Genomic DNA, 21973 nt, shown 5'->3' on the forward strand with positions numbered 1-21973 from the left:
GTCAGGCGGCAGCCTTGCCCATGGTCGGCCCGCCCGCCAGCCGCTCGCACGCCGCAGACAGGGTCTGCATGGCGTCCTCGAGCCGCGACCGTTCGCTCTGCAAGGCCGCGATGCGGGCCTTGAAGACCTTCAGGGCGAGCGCGTTCTGAGCCTCCTCGCCGCCGTCCTCGTAGGTGTCGAGGATGTCGCGGATCTCGGCGATGGTGAGGCCCACCTTTCGGCCGCGGACGATCAGCTGCAGCCGGGCCCGGTCCTTGTAGGAATAGACGCGCTGCATCTGCTGGCGGCGCGGAAAGAGCAGACCCTGCTCTTCATAGAACCGCAGGGCGCGGGCCGTGCAGCCGAACTCCCGGCAGAGTTGGGTGATCGAATAGGTGCGGAATGGCGCGAGGCGACGCAGCTTTTCCACGGGCGCTCCTCCTGTGCATTGTTGATGCCCCGACGGCAGAGTGCGGAGCGCGCCGTCGCCCGTCCAATTGATGTCTGTGATGGATTGATCAGCAATCCTTATCAGTCACACCCTGAGCCGGGGCCACGCCTGGAACACCGCCATGGCGAAGCACGTTCAGGCATCCGGACGAGGAGGCCCGCATGGCCAAGAAGAAGCGCAAGACCAAGAGCCTGCTTCCCAAGCGGATCGCCGGGGTGAAGGTGCCCAAGGCCGTGCGCAAGGGCCGCTTCGGCGAGCTGCTGGCTTCGCGCACCGGACAGGTGCTGATCGCCGAGGCGATCATGGCCGCCGGGGCCGTGGCGGGCGCCAAGAAGGCGGGCGAAAGCCCCAAGGCGCGCCACCTGATCCACGAGGCGGCCGAGCGGGTGCGCCACGCCGGCGACGGCGGCGGCCGCGAGATGGGCGCCGCGAGCGCCACCCTGGCCTATGCGCTGGGCGAGGCGGCGCGCTCCTTCGCCGACGCACTTCGCCTCGGCGACGACGGCCACGAACCTGCCCGACACAGCGCAGCCGACGACGACGGCGACGCTGAAAAAAAAAGACAGCAGGCCTACGAGGCGGGCCCTCTCTGACGGCGCCGCCCGTTCCGCCTCCTGCCCTGCCCTACCATCCGCCCCGGCCGACGCTGGCCGGCAAGCTCGCCGCCGTCGGCACGCGCGGGCTCGTCCGCGTCGCCCAGTGGCGCGGCCGGCGCGCCGCCCAGGCGGCCTTCGCCCGTCCGCAGGAGCACGTCTTCCGCGGCGTCATCCAGATCAACCTGATCCGCCCCGGCTGATCTTGCGGCACAACGGAAATGCGGCGCGTGAACTGCTGGGGCCGGGAACGCGTTGACTTGAGCGTTGCTGCCCGTATCTTCCGCGCGCGCAAGCGATCTCCGCTCGCGCCGCCGCGGTACGCCAGCCATCTTCTCACACAGGGATCGGCGGGCCCCCGCTTTATTCGTACGAAATGACAGAATTTTCCGAACTGGGCCTTTCGCCTGCGACCCTGCAGGCCGTCGCCGACACCGGCTACACCACCGCGACCCCTATCCAGGCCGAGGCCATTCCCGTCGCCCTGCAGGGGCGTGACGTCCTGGGCATCGCCCAGACCGGCACCGGCAAGACCGCCGCCTTCACCCTCCCGATGATCGACCGGCTGAAGGCCGGCCGGGCCAAGGCGCGGATGCCGCGCGCCCTCGTCATCGCGCCCACCCGCGAACTCGCCGACCAGGTCTCGGCGTCCTTCGAGAAGTACGCCAAGGGCCAGAAGCTCTCCTGGGCGCTGCTGATCGGCGGCGTCTCCTTCTCCGACCAGGAGCAGAAGCTCGATCGCGGCGTCGACGTGCTGATCGCCACCCCGGGCCGGCTGCTCGACCACTTCGAGCGCGGCAAGCTGCTGATGACCGGCGTGAACATCATGGTCGTCGACGAGGCCGACCGGATGCTCGACATGGGGTTCATCCCGGACCTCGAGCGCATCTTCAAGCTGACGCCGGCCGCCAAGCAGACGCTGTTCTTCTCGGCTACCATGCCGCCGGAGATCACCCGGCTGACCAAGCAGTTCCTGCGCGATCCCGTCCGGATCGAGGTGGCGCGCCCCGCCACCACGGCCGAGACCATCAAGCAGTACGTCGTGCGCATGCCGGTCAGCGACCCCAAGGCCAAGCGCACGGCGCTCAGGACCCTGATCGGCAACGACGACGTCAAGAACGGCATCGTCTTCTGCAACCGGAAGTCCGAAGTCGACATCGTCGCCAAGTCCCTGCGGACCCACGGCCTCGACGCCGCGGCGATCCACGGCGACCTCGACCAGCAGACCCGCATGCGCACGCTGGAGAGCTTCCGCTCCGGCGAGCTGAAGCTGCTGGTGGCCTCCGACGTGGCCGCCCGCGGCCTGGACATCCCGGCCGTCAGCCACGTCTTCAACTACGACGTGCCACACCATGCCGACGACTATGTCCACCGGATCGGCCGCACGGGCCGCGCCGGGCGGAGCGGCCAGACCTTCATGCTGGTGACCCCGGCCGACGCCAAGAACATCGACAAGGTCATCAAGCTGATCGGCAAGACGCCCGAGGAGGTCACCCTCGACCTCGACTGGGCGAGCCTGAAGGACGAGCCCCGCGCCCGTCGCGACGGCGACCGCAGCGGCGGCCGCGGCCGTGAGCGCTCCACGAGCCGGGATCGCGACCGCGACCGCCGGCCCCGCGAGATCAAGGAGCACGGCCAGCGCGCCTCGATGGAGCCGTTCCAGCCGTCGGCCGAGACCCCGGCCCCGGCTGCCGAGGAGGACAAGCCCGCCCGCCGCTCGCGCAGCCGGAAAGCGGCGGAGCCCGCGCCCGTCGCGGAGGCTGCGCCCGTCGCCGCCCCGGTCGAGGAGCGCGCGCCGCGCGAGGAGCGTCCGCGGCGTGAGGAACGGCCGCGCCGTGAGGAGCGTCCCCGCGCCGATCGTCCGGAACGCGAGGCCCGCGCCGAGCGCCCTGAGGGCGAACGTGAACGTGGCCGGGACCGCGACCGCGGCCCTCGCCCCGAGCGGGACCGCGGCGAGCGCCGTGACCGCGATCGGGGCCGGGACCGCGAGCGCGGCGACGGCGAGCGGGTGGTCGGTTTCGGCGACGAGACCCCGGCCTTCCTGATGCGGGCCCCCGCGCCCCGGCCCGCCGACGACTGAGGCTTCGCCCGGCAGGGGAACGGCGGCGCGCGCCCGGCGCGCCGCGTCCCGCGCGGCCGCTCGCCTCGCACGCGAGGACAACGGCCCTTAACCGCCCCTCTTAACCGGCCGTTTGGCCTTCCCCACTAGGCTTCCTCCACGGAAGAGGGCTGGCCGCTCCGGCAGCGGAAACGGCCCGGTGTGGGAAAGAAGCGAATGTCCGCCGACGTCGAGACCGTCCTTCGCGCGCCGCAGGCCTACGCCATGGCGCGCAAGGCCATCCAGGCCATGGAGGCGCACAAGGTCTGGCCGACGCCCGTGAACTTCGAGCTCTGGGTCCACTACCTCTGCGACAAGGAAAGCCCGCTGGCCGCGGAGATCGATCAGCTGATCGAGTCGGGCGAGGCGTTCACCGACGCCGTGGGCGAGCATCTCGCCGCCCAGTACCTGCCCAAGGCCAAGCTCGACGGCGAGATCCTCCAGGCCGGCGACGCCCTGGCCCAGGAACTGGACAGCGTGTCGCGCGCCATCGAGAGCGCCCGCGAGACCAGCGAGGCCTACGGCCAGCAGCTGGCCACCGCGCACAAGTCCCTCGAGGCCGAGGACGCCACGGCCATCAAGGCCATGGTCGAGACCCTGACCACGGCCACCCAGCGCGTGCAACGCGAGAACCGGACGCTGGAGACCCAGCTCGCCGACACCACGGCCGAGGTCAGCCGACTGCGCGAGCACCTGGAACTCGTGCGGCGCGACGCCATGACCGACGCGCTCACCAACCTCGCCAACCGCAAGGCCTTCGACGAGGCGCTGGAACGCGCGTGCGCCCAGGCCGAGGCCGAGGGTCAGGTGATGACGCTGGCGGTGATCGACATCGACCACTTCAAGAGCTTCAACGACACCTGGGGCCACCAGACCGGCGACCAGGTGATCCGCTACGTCGCGAGCGTCATCGGCCGCGCCGGACATCCGCCCCGCCTGTCGGCCCGCTACGGCGGCGAGGAGTTCGCGATCATCTTCCCGGGCGAGGCGGCCGCGACCGCGCTGGCCACCCTCGAGGAGATCCGCGAGGAGGTCTCCTCCCGCGTGCTGAAGCGCCGCTCCACCAACGAGGACCTGGGCGCCATCACGATCTCCGCGGGCCTGGCCGAACGGCGCCCCGGCGAGGCCGTGTCCGGCCTCGTGGAACGCGCCGACGCGGCCCTCTACGCCTCCAAGCGCGGCGGCCGCAACCGCACCTCCACCGCCGACCCGGTCGCCGAAGCCGCCTGAGCGGCGCGCCGGGAATTTCCGCTGGCCTGACGCCGGGGTATCCTTGTTTCCATCGGACCCAAGAGAGTTCGAGGGAGGACACCTCATGGACGGCGCCCAGACGGCAGCGAAGGTGAAGACCGCGGTCGAGGACCGCATCGGCATCATCACCCTCTCCGACCCCGGCACGCTGAACGCCGCCGGGCTCGACCTCATGGAAGAGCTGCAAAGCGCGTTTGAGGACTTCGCCTACGGCGACAAGGTCCGCGCCATCGTGATCACCGGCGAGGGCCGCGGCTTCTGCTCGGGCGCCAACCTCAGCGGCGGCCGGGCCGGCTCGCAACCCAATCCGAACGGGCCGAACGAGTCCCTCCTGCGCACCTACAACCCGTTCGTCAGCATGGTGCGCAAGTCGCCCAAGCCGCTGGTCTCGGCGGTGAACGGCGTGGCCGCCGGCGTCGGCGTCTCCCTGGCCCTGATGGGCGACCTGATCGTGGCGGCCGAGAGCGCCTATTTCCTGCTGGCCTTCCGCCGCATCGGCCTGGTGCCGGATGGCGGCGCCACCTGGATGCTGCCCCGCCACCTGGGCAAGGCGCGCGCCATGGAGCTGATGCTGCTGGGCGAGAAGCTGCCGGCCAAGACGGCGCTGGACTGGGGCATGATCAACAAGTGCGTGCCCGACGCCGAGCTGATGGACGCGGCCATGACCTACGCTCGGGCGCTGGCCGATGGCCCGGCCTCGCTGGGGCTGACCCGCAACCTGGTCTGGGAGGCGCTGGACGCGCCGTGGCACCTGCAGCTCGAGGCCGAGGCCTACGCCCAGGGCCAGGCCGGCCGCACCGACGACGCGCGCGAAGGGATCATGGCCTTCGTCCAGAAGCGTCCGGCGGAGTTCAAGGGCCGCTAGCGGCGCTCGCGCAGCTTCCGCAGCTCGGCCTCGACGAGCTTCTCACGCGTCGCCACCGGGTCGGCGAAGGTCACCACCGCGTGCGAGGCGAGGCCCAGACCCCAGCCGATCGCCGGCCAGTAGGCCCAGTCGATGCCGGGCGAGGTCACCCAGTCGATGGCGAACAGGCCCGCGTTGATGATCAGATAGGCGGTCAGGTGGCTGCGGAAGGCGAGCTTCATGTCGGCCCGGCGCTCGGCCAGCCGGCGCAGTTCGGCGTCGTCGGTCATCTGGTTCTCCCCGATCCCTGCGGCAGCATAACGCCGGTCGGCGGAGAGATCGACGTCAGACCTCGCGGTCCTCGGCGGGCTGGATGGTGACGCTCTCGCCGCAGCCGCAGGCGTCGGTCTCGTTGGGATTGTGGAAGACGAACTTGGCCGAGAGCTTGCTGACCTCGTAGTCGATCTCGGAGCCCACCAGGAACAGCACCGCCTTGGGCTCCACCAGAATGGTCACGCCCTTGTCCTCGACCACCTCGTCGAGCGGGTCGGCCGCCTCGGCGTATTCCAGGACGTATTCCTGCCCGGCGCAGCCGCCGTTCTTCACGCCGACGCGCAGGCCGGCGTAGGGCTTCTCGGCCTTGGCCATGATCTCGCGGACGCGCTCGGCGGCGCGTTCGGTCAGGGTGACCACCTTCGGGCGCGGGCGGCGCGTGCGGGGGGCGGGGGTGAATTCCAGGTTCGCCATCAGAACATGTTCAGCTGCAGCTTGGCCTCGTCGGACATCCGCGAGGGATCCCACGGCGGATCGAACACCAGCTCGACCTTGCAGGACTTGATGTCGGGGATCTCCTTGACCGCGTCCTCCACCCAGCCCGGCATCTCGCCGGCCACCGGGCAGCCCGGGGCGGTCAGGGTCATGTCGATGACCACGTCCTTGTCGTCCGAGACGTCGACCTTGTAGATCAGGCCCAGCTCGTAGATGTCGACCGGGATTTCCGGGTCGTAGACGGTCTTCAGCTTCTCGATGAGCTGATCGGTCAGCACGTCGAGCTCCGCCTGGGTCAGCGGAGTCGTGGTCTTCGTCTCGATGGAAGCGGCGTCGTCCATGGGTCCCGTCTACGCGAAGAAAGCCTGGGTCTTGGTCAGGGCGTCGACGAAGGCGTCGGCCTCCGCCTCGGTGTTATATAGGGCGAAGGAAGCCCGGGCGCTCGACGTCACCCCGAAACGGCGCATCAGCGGCTCGGCGCAGTGCGTGCCGGCGCGCACGGCGATCCCGTAGCGGTCGAGGATCTGGGCCACGTCGTGGGCGTGGGCGCCTTCCACGGTGAAGGAGAGGATGGCCCCCTTCCCCGGCGCGTCGCCGATCACCTTCAGCCAGTTTGCGCCGTTCAGCCCCTCGCGCACCCGCTCGTAGAGCCGGTGCTCGTGGGCGGAGATCGCGGTGCGGTCCAGGCCGGAGAGCCAGTCGATGGCGGCGCCCAGGCCGATCGCCTCCAGGATGGGCGGCGTGCCGGCCTCGAAGCGGTGCGGCGGGTCGGCGTAGGTGATCTCGTCCACCGTCACCGTGCCGATCATCTCGCCGCCGCCCTGGTAGGGCGGCAGCGCGGCCAGCCGCTCGGCCTTGCCGTAGAGGATGCCGATGCCGGTGGGGCCGTAGAGCTTGTGGCCGGAGAAGGCGTAGAAGTCGACGTCGAGCGCCTTCACGTCCACCGGCTTGTGGACGACCGCCTGGCAGCCGTCGAGCAGCACCACCGCGCCCGCCTCGTGGGCCATGCGGGTGAGCTCCATCGCCGGGTTGATGGTGCCCAGCACGTTGGACATGTGGCTGAGCGCCACGACCCTGGTCTTCGGCCCCAGCAGGCGCTGGAAGGCCTCCAGGTCGAGCTGGCCGTCGTCGGTGACGGGGACGAACTTCAGCACCACGCCCTTGCGCTCGCGCAGGAAGTGCCAGGGCACGATGTTGGCGTGGTGCTCCATCTCCGAGAGCACGATCTCGTCGCCCGGGTGCAGGCCGGCGCCCAGCCCCGAGGCCACGAGGTTGATCGCCTCGGTGCCGCCCTTGGTGAACACCACCTCGGTCTCGGCCGCGCCGATGAAGGCGGCGGTCTTGCGGCGCGCCGCCTCGTAGGCGTCGGTGGTCTCGTTGGCGAGCGTGTGCAGGCCGCGATGGACGTTGGCGTAGGAGTGCTCCATCGCCCGGGTCATGGCCTCGATCACCGCCCGCGGCTTCTGGGCCGAGGCGGCGCTGTCCAGGTAGACCAGCGGCTTGCCGTTGACCTCGCGCTGGAGGATCGGGAACTCGGCCCGAACGGCTTCGACGTCGAAGGCCACGCTCATCCCCGCAGCCTTTCCGCCGCCCACTCGCGCACGACCTCGCGGGCGCCCTCGTGGGCGATGCGGTCGATCACCTCGCCGATGAAGGCCTCGGTGAGCAGGGCCCGGGCGTCCGCCTCGGGCATGCCGCGCTGGCGGGCGTAGAACAGGGCGTCCTCATCCAGGGCGCCCACCGTGTTGCCGTGCGCGCAGGAGACGTCGTCGGCGTAGATCTCCAGCTCCGGCTTGGCGTCCACCTCGGCGCGGTCGGAGAGGATCAGCGCGTGGTGGCCCATGCGCGCGTCCGTGCGGTCGGCGCCCTCGGCGACGACGATCCGGCCCTGGAAGACGCCGCGCGCCTGGTCGCGCACGACGCCCTTGGTGAGCTGTTCGGTGGCGCCGTCGAGGCCCTCGTGGGTGACGACGGTGGTCAGGTCGGCGTGGCGCTTATCGGCCAGCAGGTAGACCCCGTCGAGCCGAAGCGCCGCGTGGCCGCCGGGATGGGCCACCCGCGTCTCGATACGCTGGCGTCGGGCGCCGGAGACCAGCGCCGTCTGGGCGAAGCTCGCGCCGGGCGCCAGGCGCACCTCGGCGTGGCTGACGCTGACCGCGTCGGGCCCCTCGTCCGCCAGCACGATCCGCTCGGCGCTCGCCCCGGCCGCCAGGTGGATGGCGAGCGAGGTCTGGGCGAGATAGCCGCCCTCGCCCTCGTAGGTTTCCAGCAGGGTCAGGCGGCCACCTTCGGCCACCTCGACGCGCACACCCACGGCGTGGGCCCCGTCGCCGCGGCCGACGATCCGCAGCGCCACGGCCGCGGTCTCGCCCGCGCCCACGCTGATCGTCTGCTCGTTCCGCCCGTTGGCGATCGTCAGCACCCGCTCCGCCAAGCCGTCGAATGGGCCCGCGCCGAGGTCGCCGGACACCGGGGCGGAGGGCTCCGGCAGGACACGGATCAGACCGCGCAGGTCGGTCCAGCGCCAGTCCTCGTGGCGCTTGCCGGGCAGGTCGGCGACGTCGCGCGTCTTCAGGGCGAGGGCGAGGCTCAAGCGGCCCTCGCGTACTTGTCGTAGCCCTCGCGCTCGAGCTCGAGCGCCAGCTCGGGCCCGCCGGAGGCGACGATGCGGCCGGCCGAGAGCACATGCACCCGGTCGGGTTTGATGTAGTCCAGAAGCCGCTGGTAGTGGGTGATCACCAGCATGCCGCGGTCCGGCGCGCGCAGGGCGTTGACCCCGTCGGCGACGATGCGCAGGGCGTCGATGTCCAGGCCGCTGTCGGTCTCGTCGAGGATCAGGAAGCGCGGTGAAAGCACCGCCATTTGAAGGATTTCCATCCGCTTCTTCTCACCGCCGGAGAAGCCGACGTTGAGCGCGCGCTTGAGCATGTCGAAGTCGATCTTCAGCTCCCCGGCCTTGGCGCGGATCAGCTTCAGGAACTCGGGCGCGGTGACCTCGGGCTCGCCGCGGGCCTTCTTCTGGGCGTTCAGCGCGGTGCGGATGAAGGTCAGCGCCGGCACGCCGGGGATCTCCAGCGGGTACTGGAACGACAGGAAGACGCCCTTGGCCGCCCGCTCGTTGGGCTCCAGCGCCAGCAGGTCCTCGCCGTCTAGGGTGGCGGAGCCCTGGGTGACTTCGTAGCCCTCGCGGCCGGTCAGCACATACGAGAGCGTCGACTTGCCCGCGCCGTTCGGCCCCATGATGGCGTGCACCTCGCCGGCCGGAACCTCGAGCGAGAGCCCCTTGAGGATTTCCTTGCCGTCGATGGCGGCGTGCAGGTTCTGGACGGAAAGCATCAGCGGGTCTCGTCGACTAGGAACTGGGCCATGACCCGAAGGGCGTCCTCGACGCTCTCCACGGTCTCTTGCTTGCGGGGCGCCGCCGACCCCGGATGGGTGTTGCGCTTGTCGGAGGAGGTGACGCTGCCCTTGCCGGCTTCCCAGTAGGCGGCGATCCGGAAATTCTGGTGGTCCAGCGAGACCGTGTAGCGGCGCCGGTCGACGCTCAGGTCGTGGGCGGCGAGAAACGCCGGGTCCGACGCCAGGGCCGCGTGAAGCGCCTCGGCGTTGGCGAGGTCGGCCTCCTGCTGGCGGCGCTCGGCCTCGTCCCGGGCGCGGCGCTCCATCTCGCGGCGGGCGTGCTCCACCTCGAATGCGTCCTTGAGGGTGAGAGCCTTCGCGGCGTCCTTCTTGGTCTTCGACGTCATCCGACGCTCCCCTCCAGCGAGATGGCCACCAGCTTCTGGGCCTCCACGGCGAACTCCATGGGAAGCTCCTGCAGCACGTCCTTCACGAAGCCGTTCACCAGCAGCTGCACCGCCTCCTCTTGGCTGAGGCCGCGCTGCATGGCGTAGAACAGCTGGTCTTCCGACAGGCGCGTCGTGGTCGCCTCGTGCTCGAACTTCGCCTGGCCGTTGCGGGCCTCGATGTAGGGCACGGTGTGCGCCGCGCAGTGCTTGCCGATGAGCAGGCTGTCGCACTGGGTGAAGTTCCGCGCCCCCTTGGCCTTCGGGTGCGCCGAGACCAGGCCGCGGTAGGTGTTGGTGCTCTTCCCCGCGCTGATCCCCTTGGAGATGATCCGCGAGCGGGTGTTGGCGCCCAGGTGGATCATCTTGGTGCCGGTGTCGGCCTGCTGGCGGCCGTTGGTGATGGCGATGGAGTAGAACTCGCCCGAGCTCCCCTCCCCGCGCAGCACGCACGACGGGTACTTCCAGGTGATCGCCGAGCCGGTCTCCACCTGGGTCCAGGAAACCTTCGAGCGGTCGCCCCGGCAGTCGGCGCGCTTGGTGACGAAGTTGTAGATGCCGCCCTTGCCGGTCTCCGGATCGCCCGGGTACCAGTTCTGGACGGTGGAGTACTTGATCTCCGCGTCGTCCAGGGCGACCAGCTCCACCACCGCGGCGTGCAGCTGGTTCTCGTCGCGCATGGGGGCGGTGCAGCCCTCCAGGTAGGAGACGTAGGCGCCCTTGTCGGCGATGATCAGGGTGCGCTCGAACTGGCCGGAATTCTCGGCGTTGATCCGGAAATAGGTGGAGAGCTCCATCGGGCAGCGCACACCCGGGGGCACGTAGACGAAGCTGCCGTCCGAGAAGACCGCCGAGTTCAGGCAGGCGAAGTAGTTGTCGCTCACCGGCACCACGGAGCCCAGGTACTTGCGCACCAGATCGCCGTGCTCGCGGATCGCCTCGCTCATGGAGCAGAAGATGACGCCGGCCTGGGCCAGTTCCTTCTTGAAGGTGGTGACCACGCTGACCGAGTCGAACACCGCGTCGACGGCGTATCTCGGCGCGCCCTGGACGCCCGCCAGCACCTCCTGCTCGCGCAGCGGGATGCCGAGCTTCTTGTAGGTCTCCAGGAGCTCCGGATCGACCTCGTCGAGGCTCTTGGGGCCCTCCTTCTGCTTCGGCGCGGCGTAGTAGTAGGAGTCCTGGTAGTCGATCCGCGGGAAGGAGACCTTCGCCCAGGCCGGCTCGTCCATGGCCAGCCAGCGCTCGAACGCCTCCAGCCGCCAGGCCAGCATCCACTCGGGCTCTTCCTTCTTGGCCGAGATGAAGCGGACGATGTCCTCGTTCAGCCCCTTCGGCGCGAAGTCCTGCTCGATGTCGGTGACGAAGCCGTGCTTGTACTTCTCGAGGCTCTGGACGTGCTCGACGGTCTGCTTGACGGCGGCCATTACTCAACTCCAACGGCGGCGGGCGCGCGACGCGCCACGTGCCGGGCATGGGCTTCGAACCAGGCTTCGGCGAACCTGTTCCAATCGGTCTCGGACGTGTTCCACCCGCCGCTCACCCGGAGGGCGCTGGCGGCGAGGTCTCCCTGGCCCATGGCGGTGAGCACGGGGCTGGGCTTCACCTTGCCCGAAGAGCAGGCGGAGCCGGCGCTGACCATGACGCCCATCAAGTCGAGACCCATCACCTGCAGCTCCGACGCAAAGCCCGGCGTGGCGAAGCACAGGGTGTTGGGAAGGCGCGGCGCGTGCTCGCCCATGATCGTGCAGCCGGCCGCCTTCAGCCGCGCGGCGACCGCGTCGCGCCAGCCTTCCTGGGGCGCCAGCTCCCACGGATTGGCGGCGCGTGCGGCCGCGCCGAATCCGGCGATGCCCGGGACGTTCTCGGTGCCGGCCCGGCGGCCGCGCTCCTGCCCGCCGCCGTGCAGGCGCCGCGACAGGGTGGCCCGCGGGCCGAAGGTGAGCGCGCCGACACCCTGCGGCCCGCCCAGCTTGTGGGCGGAGACGCTGAGCGTGTCCGCGCCGATCCCGCGGCTGTCGATCACGATCTTGCCGGCCGCCTGGATGGCGTCGACGTGCAGCCAGCCGTCGGCGGCGCGGACAATCTCCGAGGCCGCCTGCACCGGCTGGATCACGCCGGTCTCGTTGTTGGCCAACATGAGGGCGACGAAGGGCTTGCCGTCGGCGGCGTCCCAGCGGCCGAGCCGCTCGGCCAGCCAGCCGAGGTCGGCGACGCCGCTCTCATCCACCGGCAGGATCTCCACGGCCGCGCCCGAGGCCTTGGCGCTCTCCAGCACGCTGGCGTGCTCGATGGCCGAGACGATCAGCCGCCGCGCGCCCGCCGCCACGGCGCTCTCGATGGCCAGCGCATTGGCTTCCGTGCCGCCCGAGGTGAACACCACCGTGGAGGCCGGCGCCGCGATCAGGTCAGCGACGGCGCTGCGCGCCTGTTCGACGGTGGCCCGCGCCGCGCGGCCGGCGGCGTGCACCGAAGAGGGATTACCGCCCGCCTCGAGCGCACGCGTGACCGCGGCGACGGCCTCGGGCCGCACCAGGGCCGTGGCGTTGTAGTCGAGGTAGACGGCCTGGCTCATGCGGCGACCTGCCGGTTCGGGCCGACACGGCCCCCGACCACGTCGGCCAGGCTCACCGACGCCAGGTAGGCCTCGATCTGCTGGCCGAGGTCTTCCCACAGGTCGTGCGTCAGGCAGCGCTCGCCCTTCAGCATGCAGCCCTTGCTCTGGTTGCCCCCGCAGCGGGTGGCGCGCAGGGGCTCGTCCACGGCGTGGACGATCTCGGCGATGGAGGTCTCGTCGGCGGTCCGCGCCAGGCGGTAGCCGCCGCCGGGACCGCGGGCGCTCTTCACCAGGCCCTTGCGGCGCAGGCGCGCGAAGAGTTGTTCCAGGTAGGAGAGCGATATCTCCTGCCGCGCGGCGATGTCGGCGAGCGCCACCGCCCGCTCGGCGTCGGTCTGGCGTCTCGCGAGGTCCGCCATCGCCATGACGGCGTAGCGGCCTTTGGTGGAGAGGCGCATGGCTTTGACCCAATGCAGTTTTCGCGCGCATCCGGGCTCGCCTGTGCTACAAGCCGCCGCCTTGCGCGCGGGCTCTAGCCCGGTTCGGCCGGATGGACCGGACTTAGGAAGACCTAGCGCGGCAGTCAAGTATTTGGGCTGGGAAGAGGGATCTTATGCCAGAGGTGGTTCTGACCGGCGCGGCCGGGCGGATCGAAGGCCGCTACACGCAGGGCAAGAGCGAGACCGCGCCCGTGGCGCTGATTCTCCACCCTCACCCGAAGGCGGGCGGCCAGATGAACAATCCGGTCACCGTGCAGCTCTTCCACCTGTTCATGAAGCGCGGCTTCTCGGTCCTGCGCTTCAACTTCCGCGGCGTCGGCCGCTCGCAGGGCGAGTTCGACGCCGGGATCGGCGAGCTGGCCGACGCGGCGACCGCCCTCGACTGGCTGCAGTCCACCAACCCCGCCGCCTCCCAGTGCTGGGTGGCGGGCTACTCCTTCGGCGCCTGGATCGGCATGCAGCTGCTGATGCGCCGGCCCGAGACCGACGGCTTCATCTCGGTCTCGCCGCCGACCAACGCCTACGACTTCTCCTTCCTGGCCCCCTGCCCCGCCTCCGGCCTCATCCTGCACGGCGGCGCGGACACCGTGGTGCCCCCGGTCGAGGTGGAGCGCGTGGTCTCCAAGCTGCGCACCCAGAAGGGCATCGTCATCGACTACGAGGTGATCGAGGGCGCGTCGCACTTCTGGATGGAGAACCTGCCGGACGTGGAAGCCCGCGTGGGCGCCTATCTCGACAAGCGCCTGGCCGCCGAGCCGGCTTAAGGCCCGTGACGGCGCCGGAAGACGCCATCCGCGCGCGCCGACGGCTAACCAACAAGCTGATCGCGGCGCACGAGGCGCCGCGCCTGCGGCCGTTCTTCGCCACGGACGCCCGGCTGATCGCGGGCGACGGGGCCCTGATCCTGGGCGCGGACGCCATCGTCGAGGCCTTCGCCGCCCAGTTCCGCGACCCGGACTTCGGGACCTATGTCCGCACGCCGGAGACGGTGGAGCTCGACGCCGCCGGCGACCGGGCCGCCGAGGCCGGCCGCTGGGTCGCCCACTGGAAGTCCGGCGAGATGTCCGGCGCCTACATGGCCGCGTGGCGCAGGCAGACGGGCCAGTGGGTGATCGAGAGCGAGCTCTTCGTCACCCTGGCCGGCTAGACGCTCCGGGCCGACGACCGTTCGAACGCGCTGAGGGTGAAGGCGGCGAAGGCGGCGCAGCGCTTCGCGCTCCTCTCGTCCGGGGCGAAGCCGCCGGCGTCACGCCCACCCGGCGTGGTCAGCCGCCAGAGCCACGCCTCGCCCGCCTCCACGACCGCCACCCGATAGCCGTCCGAGATCGCATACTGCACGTCGTCCATGGCCGTCCTCCGTCTGAAGGGACAACTTCCGCCCCGCGTGCGCAGAGGGCGTGGCGACGCCCGAGGAGTTCCGGTGCAGGCCCGGCTCAGGCGAGCGGCAGGGCCGCCTCGAACCGCGCCCCGGCGCCTGAGGTGGCCAGCGTCAGCCGTCCATGGCTCGCCGCCAGCAGGGAGCGGGCGATGGAGAGGCCGAGGCCTGTGCCGCCCTCGGCTCGCCGGCTGGTGAAGAAGGGCTCGAACAGGCGCTCCCGGTCGGCCGGCGGCACGCCGGGCCCGTCGTCGGTCACCGCCAGCACCAGTTCGGTGGTTCCGGCCTCGGCGGTGACCCGGGCGACCGAGGCGCCGGCCTGCCGGGCGTTCTGAAGCAGGACCGTCAGCACCGTCTCGATGGTCGCCTCCGGCACGGCGACGGCCGGCAATCCATCGGGCAGGTCCACCTCGATCCGGAACTCCACCCCCGCCTGACCGTCGGCGGCGCGGCGCACAGCAGGGTGCACGGCGACCGCCACGCCGGCCTCCGGCGTCGCCATGTCGGCGCGCGCCAGGTCCAGCAGCCGGCCGACGAGCTGGGAGAGCCGCTCGGCGTCGGCCTCGATGTTGGAGAGGAAGCGCCGGCGCTCGTCCGGGCTCATGGTCTCCAGGTGGTCCTGCAGCAGCTCCACCGCCCCGCGGATGCCGGCCAGCGGCGTCTTGAACTCGTGGCTCACCGCGGCGGCGAAGTCGCGCAGGTAGCCGCTGCGGCGCTCGATCCGCTCCGCCATGGCCCGGAAGTCCTCGTAGAGCGCCCGGATCTCCACCGCCGCCGTGGCGGGGGTCTCCGGGATATCGCCGCCGCCGGCCGCCACCTGCCGCGAAGCCGCGCTCAGCGCCTCGATCGGGCGGGTGACGCCGCGGGAGACGAGGCCCGCCGTCAGCACCAGCAGGCCGAAGATCACGCCCACCCCGATCAGGATCTTGCCGCGGTCCTCGTAGAGGCCGCGGAACAGGGCCCGCGGCGATCGGGAGAGCAGCAGCACGCCCACCACCTCCCCGTCGGCGACGATCGGCCGGGCATGATGCAGGCGCAGCGCCGAGGCGCGGCTCAGCCACTCGAACGAATAGGTCGGCTTGTAGTCGCCGTTGCGCCGGAAGACGGTCCGCGGCTCGCCGGCCAGGGCGTCGCGCACCTCCGGCAGCATGGAGAGCTCGCGGCCGAAGCCGCGACCGCGCACGATCACCCCCTTGCGGTCGAGGAGCAGGATGGAGGCCAGCGTCGTGCGCGTGGTCCGCTCGATGACCGGGTCCATGTGCCAGGCGACCGTGAGCGCGGCCGGGTCCGCCTGGCGGCGCGTGCGGCGGGGCGGCGGCCGCTCGGGCAGCACCGGCGAGCGGGAGAGGTCGATCGTGGTCTGCTCGGGGACGTAGTAGTTCAGGGCCCGGCGGTTGAACGGCCGCCGCTCCGGCGTCGTCCCCGGCCACTGGGCCGAGGCCGCGGCGGCGAGCGCCGCGCCCTGGGCCAGGAGCTCGGCCTCGGTCTGGCGGACCAGGGTGTTCTCGTAGACCCGCAGGGAGATGGCCGCCACGCCCGGCAGCGCCGCCACCAGCAGCAGCACGCCGAACAGGATCACCCTCAGCCGCAGCGGCGGCCAGTGGCGGCGGACGAGCCCCGTCAGGCTCACGCCGCCTGGCCGAGGCAGGCTCCGAGCCGGTAGCCGACGCCGGCCCGGGTCTCGATGACGTCGTGGCCGCCGAGGCTGGCGAACTTGCCGCGCAGGTTGCGCACGTGGCTGTCGATGGTGCGGTCCGTGATGGCGAACCCGGGGCCGTGCAGCCGGTCGATGATGGCGTCGCGGGTGAAGACCCGCGAGGGCGCGCCCATCAGGGTCTTGAGGATGGTGAACTCGGTGACGGTCAGCGGCGCCTCCTGGTCGCCCCAGCGGGCGGTCCAGCTGTCCGGGTCGAGGCACAGGCGACCGTGGGTGAGCAGTCCGTTGGCCGACGCCGGCTGGGCCGCGGCCGGGGCGCGGGCGCGCCGGAGGATCGCCTGCACCCGGGCCACCACCTCGCGCGGGCTGAACGGCTTGACCACATAGTCGTCGCCGCCGAGCTCGATGCCCAGCACCCGGTCGATCTCGTCGTCGCGGGAGGACAGGAACAGGATCGGCAGCTCACCCTGGGCGCGCAGCCGGCGGCAGACGTCCAGCCCGTTCAGCTTGGGCATGTTGATGTCGAGGATCACCAGGTCCGGCGCCGACTCGCCGACCGCCGCCAGCGCCGCCTCCCCGTCGTCGGCCTCCCGCGTGGCGAGGCCGGCCTTCTCCAGGGCGAAGACGAGGAGCTGGCGGATATGCGGGTCGTCGTCGACGACGAGGACGGTCTGGGACATCGGGCTCATGTTCTCGGTTACGCCTCAGGCGTCAACGGGCGGCACGCGGACCGGCCGATTGGGTAGCCCGTCGCAGCCGAGCTGGTCGGCCGCCGGGACGGCCGGGACGCCGGCCGCCAGGCGCTCGGCGCGGTCCAGGCGGCGGGCGGCGCGGAAGGTCCAGGTGCGCCAGTCCGCCTGGCGCCCGCGCACCCGCTCCTGCACGGCCACGCGGCCGCCGTGGACCCGCCGGCGCAGTTCATAGGGGATGGGCCGCCGCTCCAGCTCGATGAGCGAGACCAGGGCCGGCTCGCCCTGCCCGAGCAGGTAGCAGACGTCCAGCGGCGCTCCGCGGCCGCCGACCTCGCGGGCGTGGCGGACGTTCCAGGCCGCGGCGACGGCGCTCAGGTCGACGATGGCGCAGGCCGCCAGCACCAGGCCCGCGGCCGCGACATTGGCGTTCACCAGCCAGGACGCGCTGCGCCCCCGCAGCAGCCGGAAGCCGACCAGCCCCAGGCCCACCGCCACCAGGGCCATCCAGGCGAGCGCCGCGAGCCGCAGGGCGGTCAGGGAATAGGCGTCCACATAGGCCAGCGTCCGCAGGATGGTGGAGGCGACGAGAAACAGGTTCTGCGCCACCCACAGCGCCACGAGCCCCCGGACCAGGGACGAGCCGGCGGTGGCCGAGCCCGGCCGCAGGAAGACCACCACGAACAGTCCCGCCAGCAGGGCGGTGACGATCAGCGGATAGGCGCCGCGATGGGCGTACTCGGCATAGGTCATGCCGTCGGGCAGGCTCGCCCCGCTCCACAGGAAGACCAGGTCGAGCCCGTTCTGCAGGGCGAACACCGCGTTGAACACGGCGAGCGAGGCGGTGATCGACGTGGGCGTGACGCCCGGCAGGTCGAGGTCGCCGCTGGCCTCGGGCAGCCGCCGCGGCCGGCGCAGGAACCTTGGCCGCAGGATGCCCCAGACCGCCAGCAGCACCACGCCCAGGAAGAAGGCCCTGCCCGCGTCGAAGCCCGGCAGCTCGAGCGCCGGCAGCGCCTGCTCGATCATCGGGTTGGCCACGGCGAACAGGGCCAGGAAGACCAGCCCGCCCGCCACCGGCAGCACGGCCGACAGGGCCGCGACGCGCAGCTGCGGCGCGCGCCTACGAAGCTTCGGGTTCTGGAGCCGGCCCAGGTCCAGCAGCGGCCCGACGACGCCCTTGAGGCCCTGCACGAGTATCCGCTGTGTCCAGCGCCAGGCGTCGTCGGCGCGGCCCGCCCGCGGGGCCATGGCCGCCACGCCCAGGGCGATCCCGAACATCAGCCAGCCGATCAGGGTCGGCCGCTCGATCTGCAGGGCGGCGAAGAAGACCGCGGCCAGCAGCGCCCAGCGCCCCACGGGGTCGCGCCGCAGGGCCGGCGTCGCCACCGCCGCGGCGGCGACCCAGGCCAGGGCGAAGAGACCGAGATTGGCCCCCGGTCCCTCGCTCTGGAACAGCAGCCCGTCGGCGAGCCCCACGAGGCCGGCGGCGAGGACGGCCTTGGTCCAGAAGGTCGGCACGCGGACGGCGGCAGGCATGGGGCGGTCTCCGATACGAGCCGCCACCCTCGTGGAGTCGCGTCCAACCGGACGGGACGCTCCATGCATCGCCCGACCCGCTGACGTGCAGGTCCGGTGCAGACGGGCTCAGCCCTGGCCGATCAGCGCCGCCCGTTCCTCCGGGGTGAGCACCCGCCACCGGCCCTCGGGCAGGTCGCCAAGGTTCAGCGGGCCGATGCGGATGCGCACCAGGTCCATGACGTGCATGCCCACCAGCTCGCACATCCGGCGGATCTGGCGGTTGCGGCCTTCCTTCAGGATGAAGCGGAGCTGCTGGCCCTCGACGACGCTGACCTTCGCCGGCTTCAGCTCGCGGCCGTCCATCCTGAGGCCGTGGCAGAGCAGCTTGATCTTCTCCGGCGTGATCTTGCCGGTGACGCGGACCAGGTATTCCTTCTCCAGGTCGCTCTCCGGCCCGATGATCGCCTTGGCGAGCACCCCGTCCTCCGAGAGGATCAGCAGGCCGCGGGAATCCATGTCGAGCCGGCCGAGCGGCGCCAGGCGGGTGTCGCGGCCGGGGATCACCGGGCTCCCGCCGACCAGCGCCTCGCGGGTCAGCAGCCGCACCGCCGGGACCTGGCCTGGCTCCGGCTGGGCCGAGACGACGCCCATGGGCTTGTGCAGCACCACGCTGAGCGGCCCTGCCCCGCCGGCGTCGGCGAGCGTCAGGGTCTGGCCCGGCTGGATCTTGCGGCCGGCGTCCTCGACCACCTCGCCGTCGATGGAGACCCGGCCCTCGGCGATCAGGGTCTCGGCCTCCCGGCGCGAGCAGACGCCGTTCTGGGCCAGCCACTTGTTGACCCGCTGCGGCTCGGCCTCGTCGTAACGCTTGGTCCAGGCCATCAGCCGGCCTTCGGCGGATAGGGGTGGCGCACGCCGCGGAAGTCCTCGACCTCGCCGTCCTTGAGGAAGCCGGGACCCACCGGCGCCTTGCCGTGGCCGCCCGGTATGTCGAGGACGTAGATCGGCTGGCAGAGGCCCGAGACGTCGCCGCGCAGGCTGCGCATCAGCGCCTGCCCGTCTTCGATGCTGGTGCGCAGATGGCCCGTGCCGGGCGCCAGGTCGGCGTGGTGCAGGTAGTAGGGCTTGATCCGGGTCTCCACGAACGCGCGCATCAGGGCCGCCAGGCTTTCGGGGTCGTCGTTGACGCCCTTCAGCAGCACCGTCTGGCCCAGCATCGGGATGCCGGCGTCCACCAGCTTCGCGCAGACTGCCCGCGCCGCCGGCGTCAGCTCGCGGGCGTGGTTGGCGTGCAGGGCGACATAGACCGCCTTGCCGGAGCTCCGCAGCGCCGCGACCAGTTCGCCGGTCACCGTCTCCGGCTCGACCGCGGGGACGCGGGTGTGGAGGCGGACCACCTTCACGTGCTCGACCGCGTCCAGCCGGGCCATAAGGCCGGCGATCCGCCGCGGCGAGAGCACGAAGGGATCGCCGCCAGTGACGATCACCTCCCAGATCTCCGGCCGCCCGGCGATGTAGGCGATCGCGGCGTCCAGCGCCTCCGGCGACAGCGGCCGCAGGCCGTCGGGGCCGACCATCTCGCGGCGGAAGCAGAAGCGGCAGTAGACCGCGCAGTTGTGGTTGACCTTCAGCAGCACCCGGTCGGGGTAGCGATGGACGATCCCCTCCACCGGGCTGTGCGTGTGGTCGCCGATCGGGTCGGCGCTCTCCTCGGGCGCCTGGACCAGCTCGGCCGCCGTCGGGACGAACTGGCGCGCGATGGGATCGTCCGGATCGGCCGCGTCGATCAGGTCGGTCATGGCCGGCGTGATGGCCACCGCGTACTGCGCCGCCACCCGCTCCAGGGCCGGCAGGCGCTCGGCCGGGACCAGCCCCGCCTCGGCGAGGTCCGGCAGGCGTCGAAGCGTGCGCGCGGCGGTCATGGCGGGGGCATATGGCCCATGCGGACCGCAGGGGCAACGCGGCAGGCCGTTCCACGCGTTAGGCCCGCATGACCACCTCCCACACGCCCGTCCTCGGCGCCCAGCGCAGCCTCCACCTCCTGGAGGCCGGCGACGGCCGTCCCATCGTCCTGATCCACGGGGCGCTCGCGACCCACGTGGACTGGCTGGAGGCGCCCCTCGCCGCCTTCGCCGCCCGCGGCCGGGCCCTCGCCGTCGACCGCCCCGGCCACGGCGGCAGCGCCCGCCCCCGCTACGACGCCGCCCCCGGCGCGCAGGCGGCGCAGATCCGCGACGGCCTTGCGGCGCTGGGGATCCAAGGGCCGGTCCGGATCGTCGCCCACTCCTTCGGCGGCATGGTGGGACTCTCCTGGGCCGCCGAGTGGCCGGAGGAGGTGGAGAGCCTGGTGCTGTTGGGCCCCATCGTCCGGCCGGAGTTCCGCGCGGTCGAGCACACCTTTCTGGGCCCCCGCGCCGCGCCGCTCATCGGACCCCTTCTGTCGGAGGCGGCCCGCTGGACGGTGGACCGGCCCTTCCTGCGGCTGGTGCAGAAGCTGATGTTCTCGCCGGGCGATCCGCCCGCGGACTGGCTCGCACGCTACCCGGAGGAGGCGGTCCTGCGCCCCTCGCAGATGGTGGAGGAAGGCGAGGACGCCGCCGCCCTCCTGCCCGGCTCGCCGGCCGGCCTCGTGGACTTCCGCGCCATCCGCTGCCCGGTGGCGGTGCTGAACGGCGCCGACGACCGGATCGTCGACCACAGGCAGCACGCCGACCTCCTGCCGGCCCTCCTGCCGCAGGCCGACGTGACGATCCTCGAGGGCGTCGGCCACATGGTCCACCACCAGGCCCTGCCGCAGGTGCTCGCCGCCTTCGACCGGCTCAGCCTTCGGGAACCGGCGTCCACAGGACCTGCTCGATCCGCTGCGCCCCCGTCGCCAGCATGACCAGCCGGTCGAACCCCAAGGCGGCGCCCGAGGCCGGCGGCATGATCGCCAGCGCGTCGAGGAAGTCCTCGTCCACCGGATAGCGCTCGCCATAGACCCGCGCCTTCTCGGCCATCTCGGCCTCGAAGCGGCGGCGCTGCTCAGCCGGGTCGGTGAGCTCGCCGAAGCAGTTGGCGAGCTCGACCCCGCAGGCATAGAGCTCGAACCGCTCCGCGACGCGAGGGTCACGGGCGGCCGGCCGGGCGAGCGCCGCCTCGGCGGTGGGGTATTCGTAGAGGATCGTCGGCCGGCCGAAGCCCAGTTCCGGCTCGACCTTCTCGACGATGATCTTGCTGAAGATGTCGGCCCAGGTGTCGTCGGCGGCCACCCGCACCGGCGCCCGCGCCGCCAGCGCCTCGCGGTCCGTCGTCCCGTCCGCGGCGATGCTGGCCAGCAGGTCGACGCCCGCATGGCGCCGGAAGGCCTCGGCCACCGTCAGCCGCTCGGGCGCAGCGAACGGATCGGCCTCGCGGCCCTTCCAGGTCAGCGCCTTGGCCCCCGCCGTCTCCGCCGCCAGCGCCAGCAGGGCGGCGCAGTCGTCCATCAGGACCTCGTACGGCTCATCGGCCCGGTACCACTCCAGCATGGCGAACTCGGGATGGTGCAGCGGCCCGCGCTCGCGGTTCCGCCAGACCTTGCCCAGGTTGAAGATCCGCGTCTCGCCCGCCGCCAGCAGCTTCTTGGCTGCGAACTCCGGCGAGGTGTGCAGGTAGAGGGTCGAGGCCTCGCCGGCGGTGGTCAGCGCCTCGGTGGCGAAGGCGTGCAGGTGGGCCTCGTTGCCGGGGGACACCGCGAGCGCTGCGGCTTCCACCTCGGTGAAGCCGCGGTCCTCGAACCACCGCCGCACCGCCCGCGTCACCGCATTTCGCGCGACCAGGAACGGCCGGCGGTCGGCGTGCTTCTCGGGCGCCCACCAGGGCGAGGACTTGGAATCCGGCAAGGGGTGCGACCCGGCGTGGGGCTGGCGATTTCAGCGAAGGTC

General features: G+C 71.8%; 25 protein-coding genes. 7 read left to right on the plus strand and 18 right to left on the minus strand.

Going from position 1 to position 21973, the window contains the following annotated elements; translation table 11 throughout:
• Position 1: 1 nt before the first annotated feature.
• Entirely contained in the window at positions 2 to 409 is a 408-nt protein-coding gene (locus VM685_RS02540) for a MerR family DNA-binding transcriptional regulator (protein WP_325458536.1), read from the minus strand.
• Positions 410 to 591: 182 nt separating this feature from the next.
• Here VM685_RS02540 and VM685_RS02545 point away from each other — a divergent pair, with 182 nt between their 5' ends.
• The 4 genes from VM685_RS02545 (at position 592) to VM685_RS02560 (ending at position 5237) form a co-directional block, all read left to right on the plus strand.
• Positions 592 to 1023 carry a hypothetical protein gene (locus VM685_RS02545; protein ID WP_325458537.1) on the plus strand — a complete coding sequence of 144 codons (432 nt, stop codon included), beginning with the start codon at positions 592 to 594 and terminating at the stop codon, positions 1021 to 1023.
• Positions 1024 to 1399: 376 nt separating this feature from the next.
• Positions 1400 to 3103 carry a DEAD/DEAH box helicase gene (locus tag VM685_RS02550; RefSeq protein ID WP_325458538.1) on the plus strand — a complete coding sequence of 568 codons (1704 nt, stop codon included), beginning with the start codon at positions 1400 to 1402 and terminating at the stop codon, positions 3101 to 3103.
• A gap of 195 nt (positions 3104 to 3298) precedes the next feature.
• Positions 3299 to 4351, plus strand: coding sequence for a diguanylate cyclase (locus VM685_RS02555; protein WP_325458539.1), 1053 nt, complete (start codon positions 3299 to 3301; stop codon positions 4349 to 4351).
• 85 nt (positions 4352 to 4436) lie between these two features.
• Positions 4437 to 5237, plus strand: coding sequence for an enoyl-CoA hydratase/isomerase (locus tag VM685_RS02560; RefSeq protein WP_325458540.1), 801 nt, complete (start codon positions 4437 to 4439; stop codon positions 5235 to 5237).
• Here VM685_RS02560 and VM685_RS02565 read toward each other — a convergent pair.
• From VM685_RS02565 to VM685_RS02610, 10 genes are read right to left on the minus strand one after another with little or no spacing between them, the layout of a single operon-like run.
• Entirely contained in the window at positions 5234 to 5506 is a 273-nt protein-coding gene (locus tag VM685_RS02565) for a 2TM domain-containing protein (protein ID WP_325458541.1), read from the minus strand. The genes VM685_RS02560 and VM685_RS02565 overlap by 4 nt on opposite strands.
• Before the next feature lie 55 nt (positions 5507 to 5561).
• Entirely contained in the window at positions 5562 to 5963 is a 402-nt protein-coding gene (locus VM685_RS02570) for an iron-sulfur cluster assembly accessory protein (protein WP_325458542.1), read from the minus strand.
• Positions 5963 to 6325 carry an SUF system Fe-S cluster assembly protein gene (locus VM685_RS02575; protein ID WP_325458543.1) on the minus strand — a complete coding sequence of 121 codons (363 nt, stop codon included), beginning with the start codon at positions 6323 to 6325 and terminating at the stop codon, positions 5963 to 5965. The genes VM685_RS02570 and VM685_RS02575 overlap by 1 nt, the downstream gene beginning before the upstream one ends.
• Positions 6326 to 6334: 9 nt before the next feature.
• Positions 6335 to 7555 (minus strand): cysteine desulfurase, encoded by a 1221-nt coding sequence (locus tag VM685_RS02580; protein WP_325458544.1) that lies wholly within the window; start codon positions 7553 to 7555, stop codon positions 6335 to 6337.
• A complete protein-coding gene (gene sufD / locus VM685_RS02585) occupies positions 7552 to 8577 on the minus strand; it encodes a Fe-S cluster assembly protein SufD (RefSeq protein ID WP_325458545.1) in 1026 nt (341 codons plus the stop codon). The genes VM685_RS02580 and sufD overlap by 4 nt, the downstream gene beginning before the upstream one ends.
• Positions 8574 to 9320 carry a Fe-S cluster assembly ATPase SufC gene (gene sufC, locus VM685_RS02590; RefSeq protein ID WP_325458546.1) on the minus strand — a complete coding sequence of 249 codons (747 nt, stop codon included), beginning with the start codon at positions 9318 to 9320 and terminating at the stop codon, positions 8574 to 8576. The genes sufD and sufC overlap by 4 nt, the downstream gene beginning before the upstream one ends.
• A complete protein-coding gene (locus VM685_RS02595) occupies positions 9320 to 9730 on the minus strand; it encodes a hypothetical protein (RefSeq protein ID WP_325458547.1) in 411 nt (136 codons plus the stop codon). Before VM685_RS02595 ends, sufC begins: the two co-directional genes overlap by 1 nt.
• Positions 9727 to 11196, minus strand: coding sequence for a Fe-S cluster assembly protein SufB (gene sufB / locus VM685_RS02600; RefSeq protein ID WP_325458548.1), 1470 nt, complete (start codon positions 11194 to 11196; stop codon positions 9727 to 9729). Before sufB ends, VM685_RS02595 begins: the two co-directional genes overlap by 4 nt.
• Positions 11196 to 12344 carry a cysteine desulfurase family protein gene (locus VM685_RS02605; protein ID WP_325458549.1) on the minus strand — a complete coding sequence of 383 codons (1149 nt, stop codon included), beginning with the start codon at positions 12342 to 12344 and terminating at the stop codon, positions 11196 to 11198. Before VM685_RS02605 ends, sufB begins: the two co-directional genes overlap by 1 nt.
• On the minus strand, positions 12341 to 12784 hold the full coding sequence (locus tag VM685_RS02610) for an Rrf2 family transcriptional regulator (protein WP_325458550.1): 444 nt from the start codon (positions 12782 to 12784) through the stop codon (positions 12341 to 12343). The genes VM685_RS02605 and VM685_RS02610 overlap by 4 nt, the downstream gene beginning before the upstream one ends.
• Positions 12785 to 12939: 155 nt before the next feature.
• On the opposite strand from VM685_RS02610, the gene VM685_RS02615 reads away from it, so the two are divergent.
• Complete coding sequence (locus VM685_RS02615; RefSeq protein WP_325458551.1) at positions 12940 to 13590, plus strand: alpha/beta hydrolase; 651 nt, start codon at positions 12940 to 12942, stop codon at positions 13588 to 13590.
• Between the two features lie 5 nt (positions 13591 to 13595).
• On the plus strand, positions 13596 to 13973 hold the full coding sequence (locus tag VM685_RS02620) for a nuclear transport factor 2 family protein (RefSeq protein ID WP_325458552.1): 378 nt from the start codon (positions 13596 to 13598) through the stop codon (positions 13971 to 13973).
• On the opposite strand, the gene VM685_RS02625 is transcribed toward VM685_RS02620, so the two are convergent.
• The 6 genes from VM685_RS02625 to VM685_RS02650 all read right to left on the minus strand — a co-directional run bounded on the left by VM685_RS02625 (position 13970) and on the right by VM685_RS02650 (position 19990).
• A complete protein-coding gene (locus tag VM685_RS02625; protein WP_325458553.1) occupies positions 13970 to 14173 on the minus strand; it encodes a hypothetical protein in 204 nt (67 codons plus the stop codon). The genes VM685_RS02620 and VM685_RS02625 overlap by 4 nt on opposite strands.
• Positions 14174 to 14259: 86 nt before the next feature.
• Positions 14260 to 15831 (minus strand): HAMP domain-containing sensor histidine kinase, encoded by a 1572-nt coding sequence (locus tag VM685_RS02630; protein ID WP_325458554.1) that lies wholly within the window; start codon positions 15829 to 15831, stop codon positions 14260 to 14262.
• On the minus strand, positions 15828 to 16547 hold the full coding sequence (locus VM685_RS02635; protein WP_325458555.1) for a response regulator transcription factor: 720 nt from the start codon (positions 16545 to 16547) through the stop codon (positions 15828 to 15830). Before VM685_RS02635 ends, VM685_RS02630 begins: the two co-directional genes overlap by 4 nt.
• A 15-nt stretch (positions 16548 to 16562) precedes the next feature.
• Complete coding sequence (locus VM685_RS02640; protein WP_325458556.1) at positions 16563 to 18086, minus strand: DUF4173 domain-containing protein; 1524 nt, start codon at positions 18084 to 18086, stop codon at positions 16563 to 16565.
• 108 nt (positions 18087 to 18194) lie between these two features.
• Positions 18195 to 18950, minus strand: coding sequence for a pseudouridine synthase (locus VM685_RS02645; RefSeq protein WP_325458557.1), 756 nt, complete (start codon positions 18948 to 18950; stop codon positions 18195 to 18197).
• On the minus strand, positions 18950 to 19990 hold the full coding sequence (locus VM685_RS02650) for a lysine-2,3-aminomutase-like protein (RefSeq protein WP_325458558.1): 1041 nt from the start codon (positions 19988 to 19990) through the stop codon (positions 18950 to 18952). The genes VM685_RS02645 and VM685_RS02650 overlap by 1 nt, the downstream gene beginning before the upstream one ends.
• Before the next feature lie 68 nt (positions 19991 to 20058).
• Here VM685_RS02650 and VM685_RS02655 point away from each other — a divergent pair, with 68 nt between their 5' ends.
• A complete protein-coding gene (locus VM685_RS02655; RefSeq protein ID WP_325458559.1) occupies positions 20059 to 20952 on the plus strand; it encodes an alpha/beta hydrolase in 894 nt (297 codons plus the stop codon).
• On the opposite strand, the gene epmA is transcribed toward VM685_RS02655, so the two are convergent.
• Complete coding sequence (gene epmA / locus VM685_RS02660; RefSeq protein WP_325458560.1) at positions 20888 to 21931, minus strand: EF-P lysine aminoacylase EpmA; 1044 nt, start codon at positions 21929 to 21931, stop codon at positions 20888 to 20890. The two genes, VM685_RS02655 and epmA, sit on opposite strands and share 65 nt — an antisense overlap.
• Positions 21932 to 21973 lie beyond the last annotated feature (42 nt).

It is taken from the genome of Phenylobacterium sp. (assembly GCF_035539035.1).
Lineage (GTDB): Bacteria > Pseudomonadota > Alphaproteobacteria > Caulobacterales > Caulobacteraceae > Phenylobacterium.

Coding starts and splice junctions, on each gene's coding strand:
- VM685_RS02565 (WP_325458541.1), bottom strand. CDS start 5,506: ATGACCGACGACGCCGAACTGCGCCGGCTGGCCGAGCGCCGGGCCGAC.
- VM685_RS02555 (WP_325458539.1), top strand. CDS start 3,299: ATGTCCGCCGACGTCGAGACCGTCCTTCGCGCGCCGCAGGCCTACGCC.
- VM685_RS02635 (WP_325458555.1), bottom strand. CDS start 16,547: ATGAGCCCGATGTCCCAGACCGTCCTCGTCGTCGACGACGACCCGCAT.
- sufB (WP_325458548.1), bottom strand. CDS start 11,196: ATGGCCGCCGTCAAGCAGACCGTCGAGCACGTCCAGAGCCTCGAGAAG.
- VM685_RS02645 (WP_325458557.1), bottom strand. CDS start 18,950: ATGGCCTGGACCAAGCGTTACGACGAGGCCGAGCCGCAGCGGGTCAAC.
- VM685_RS02650 (WP_325458558.1), bottom strand. CDS start 19,990: ATGACCGCCGCGCGCACGCTTCGACGCCTGCCGGACCTCGCCGAGGCG.
- VM685_RS02610 (WP_325458550.1), bottom strand. CDS start 12,784: ATGCGCCTCTCCACCAAAGGCCGCTACGCCGTCATGGCGATGGCGGAC.
- VM685_RS02595 (WP_325458547.1), bottom strand. CDS start 9,730: ATGACGTCGAAGACCAAGAAGGACGCCGCGAAGGCTCTCACCCTCAAG.
- VM685_RS02625 (WP_325458553.1), bottom strand. CDS start 14,173: ATGGACGACGTGCAGTATGCGATCTCGGACGGCTATCGGGTGGCGGTC.
- sufC (WP_325458546.1), bottom strand. CDS start 9,320: ATGCTTTCCGTCCAGAACCTGCACGCCGCCATCGACGGCAAGGAAATC.
- VM685_RS02550 (WP_325458538.1), top strand. CDS start 1,400: ATGACAGAATTTTCCGAACTGGGCCTTTCGCCTGCGACCCTGCAGGCC.
- VM685_RS02580 (WP_325458544.1), bottom strand. CDS start 7,555: ATGAGCGTGGCCTTCGACGTCGAAGCCGTTCGGGCCGAGTTCCCGATC.
- VM685_RS02560 (WP_325458540.1), top strand. CDS start 4,437: ATGGACGGCGCCCAGACGGCAGCGAAGGTGAAGACCGCGGTCGAGGAC.
- VM685_RS02570 (WP_325458542.1), bottom strand. CDS start 5,963: ATGGCGAACCTGGAATTCACCCCCGCCCCCCGCACGCGCCGCCCGCGC.
- VM685_RS02640 (WP_325458556.1), bottom strand. CDS start 18,086: ATGCCTGCCGCCGTCCGCGTGCCGACCTTCTGGACCAAGGCCGTCCTC.
- VM685_RS02545 (WP_325458537.1), top strand. CDS start 592: ATGGCCAAGAAGAAGCGCAAGACCAAGAGCCTGCTTCCCAAGCGGATC.
- VM685_RS02575 (WP_325458543.1), bottom strand. CDS start 6,325: ATGGACGACGCCGCTTCCATCGAGACGAAGACCACGACTCCGCTGACC.
- VM685_RS02655 (WP_325458559.1), top strand. CDS start 20,059: ATGACCACCTCCCACACGCCCGTCCTCGGCGCCCAGCGCAGCCTCCAC.
- VM685_RS02615 (WP_325458551.1), top strand. CDS start 12,940: ATGCCAGAGGTGGTTCTGACCGGCGCGGCCGGGCGGATCGAAGGCCGC.
- VM685_RS02605 (WP_325458549.1), bottom strand. CDS start 12,344: ATGAGCCAGGCCGTCTACCTCGACTACAACGCCACGGCCCTGGTGCGG.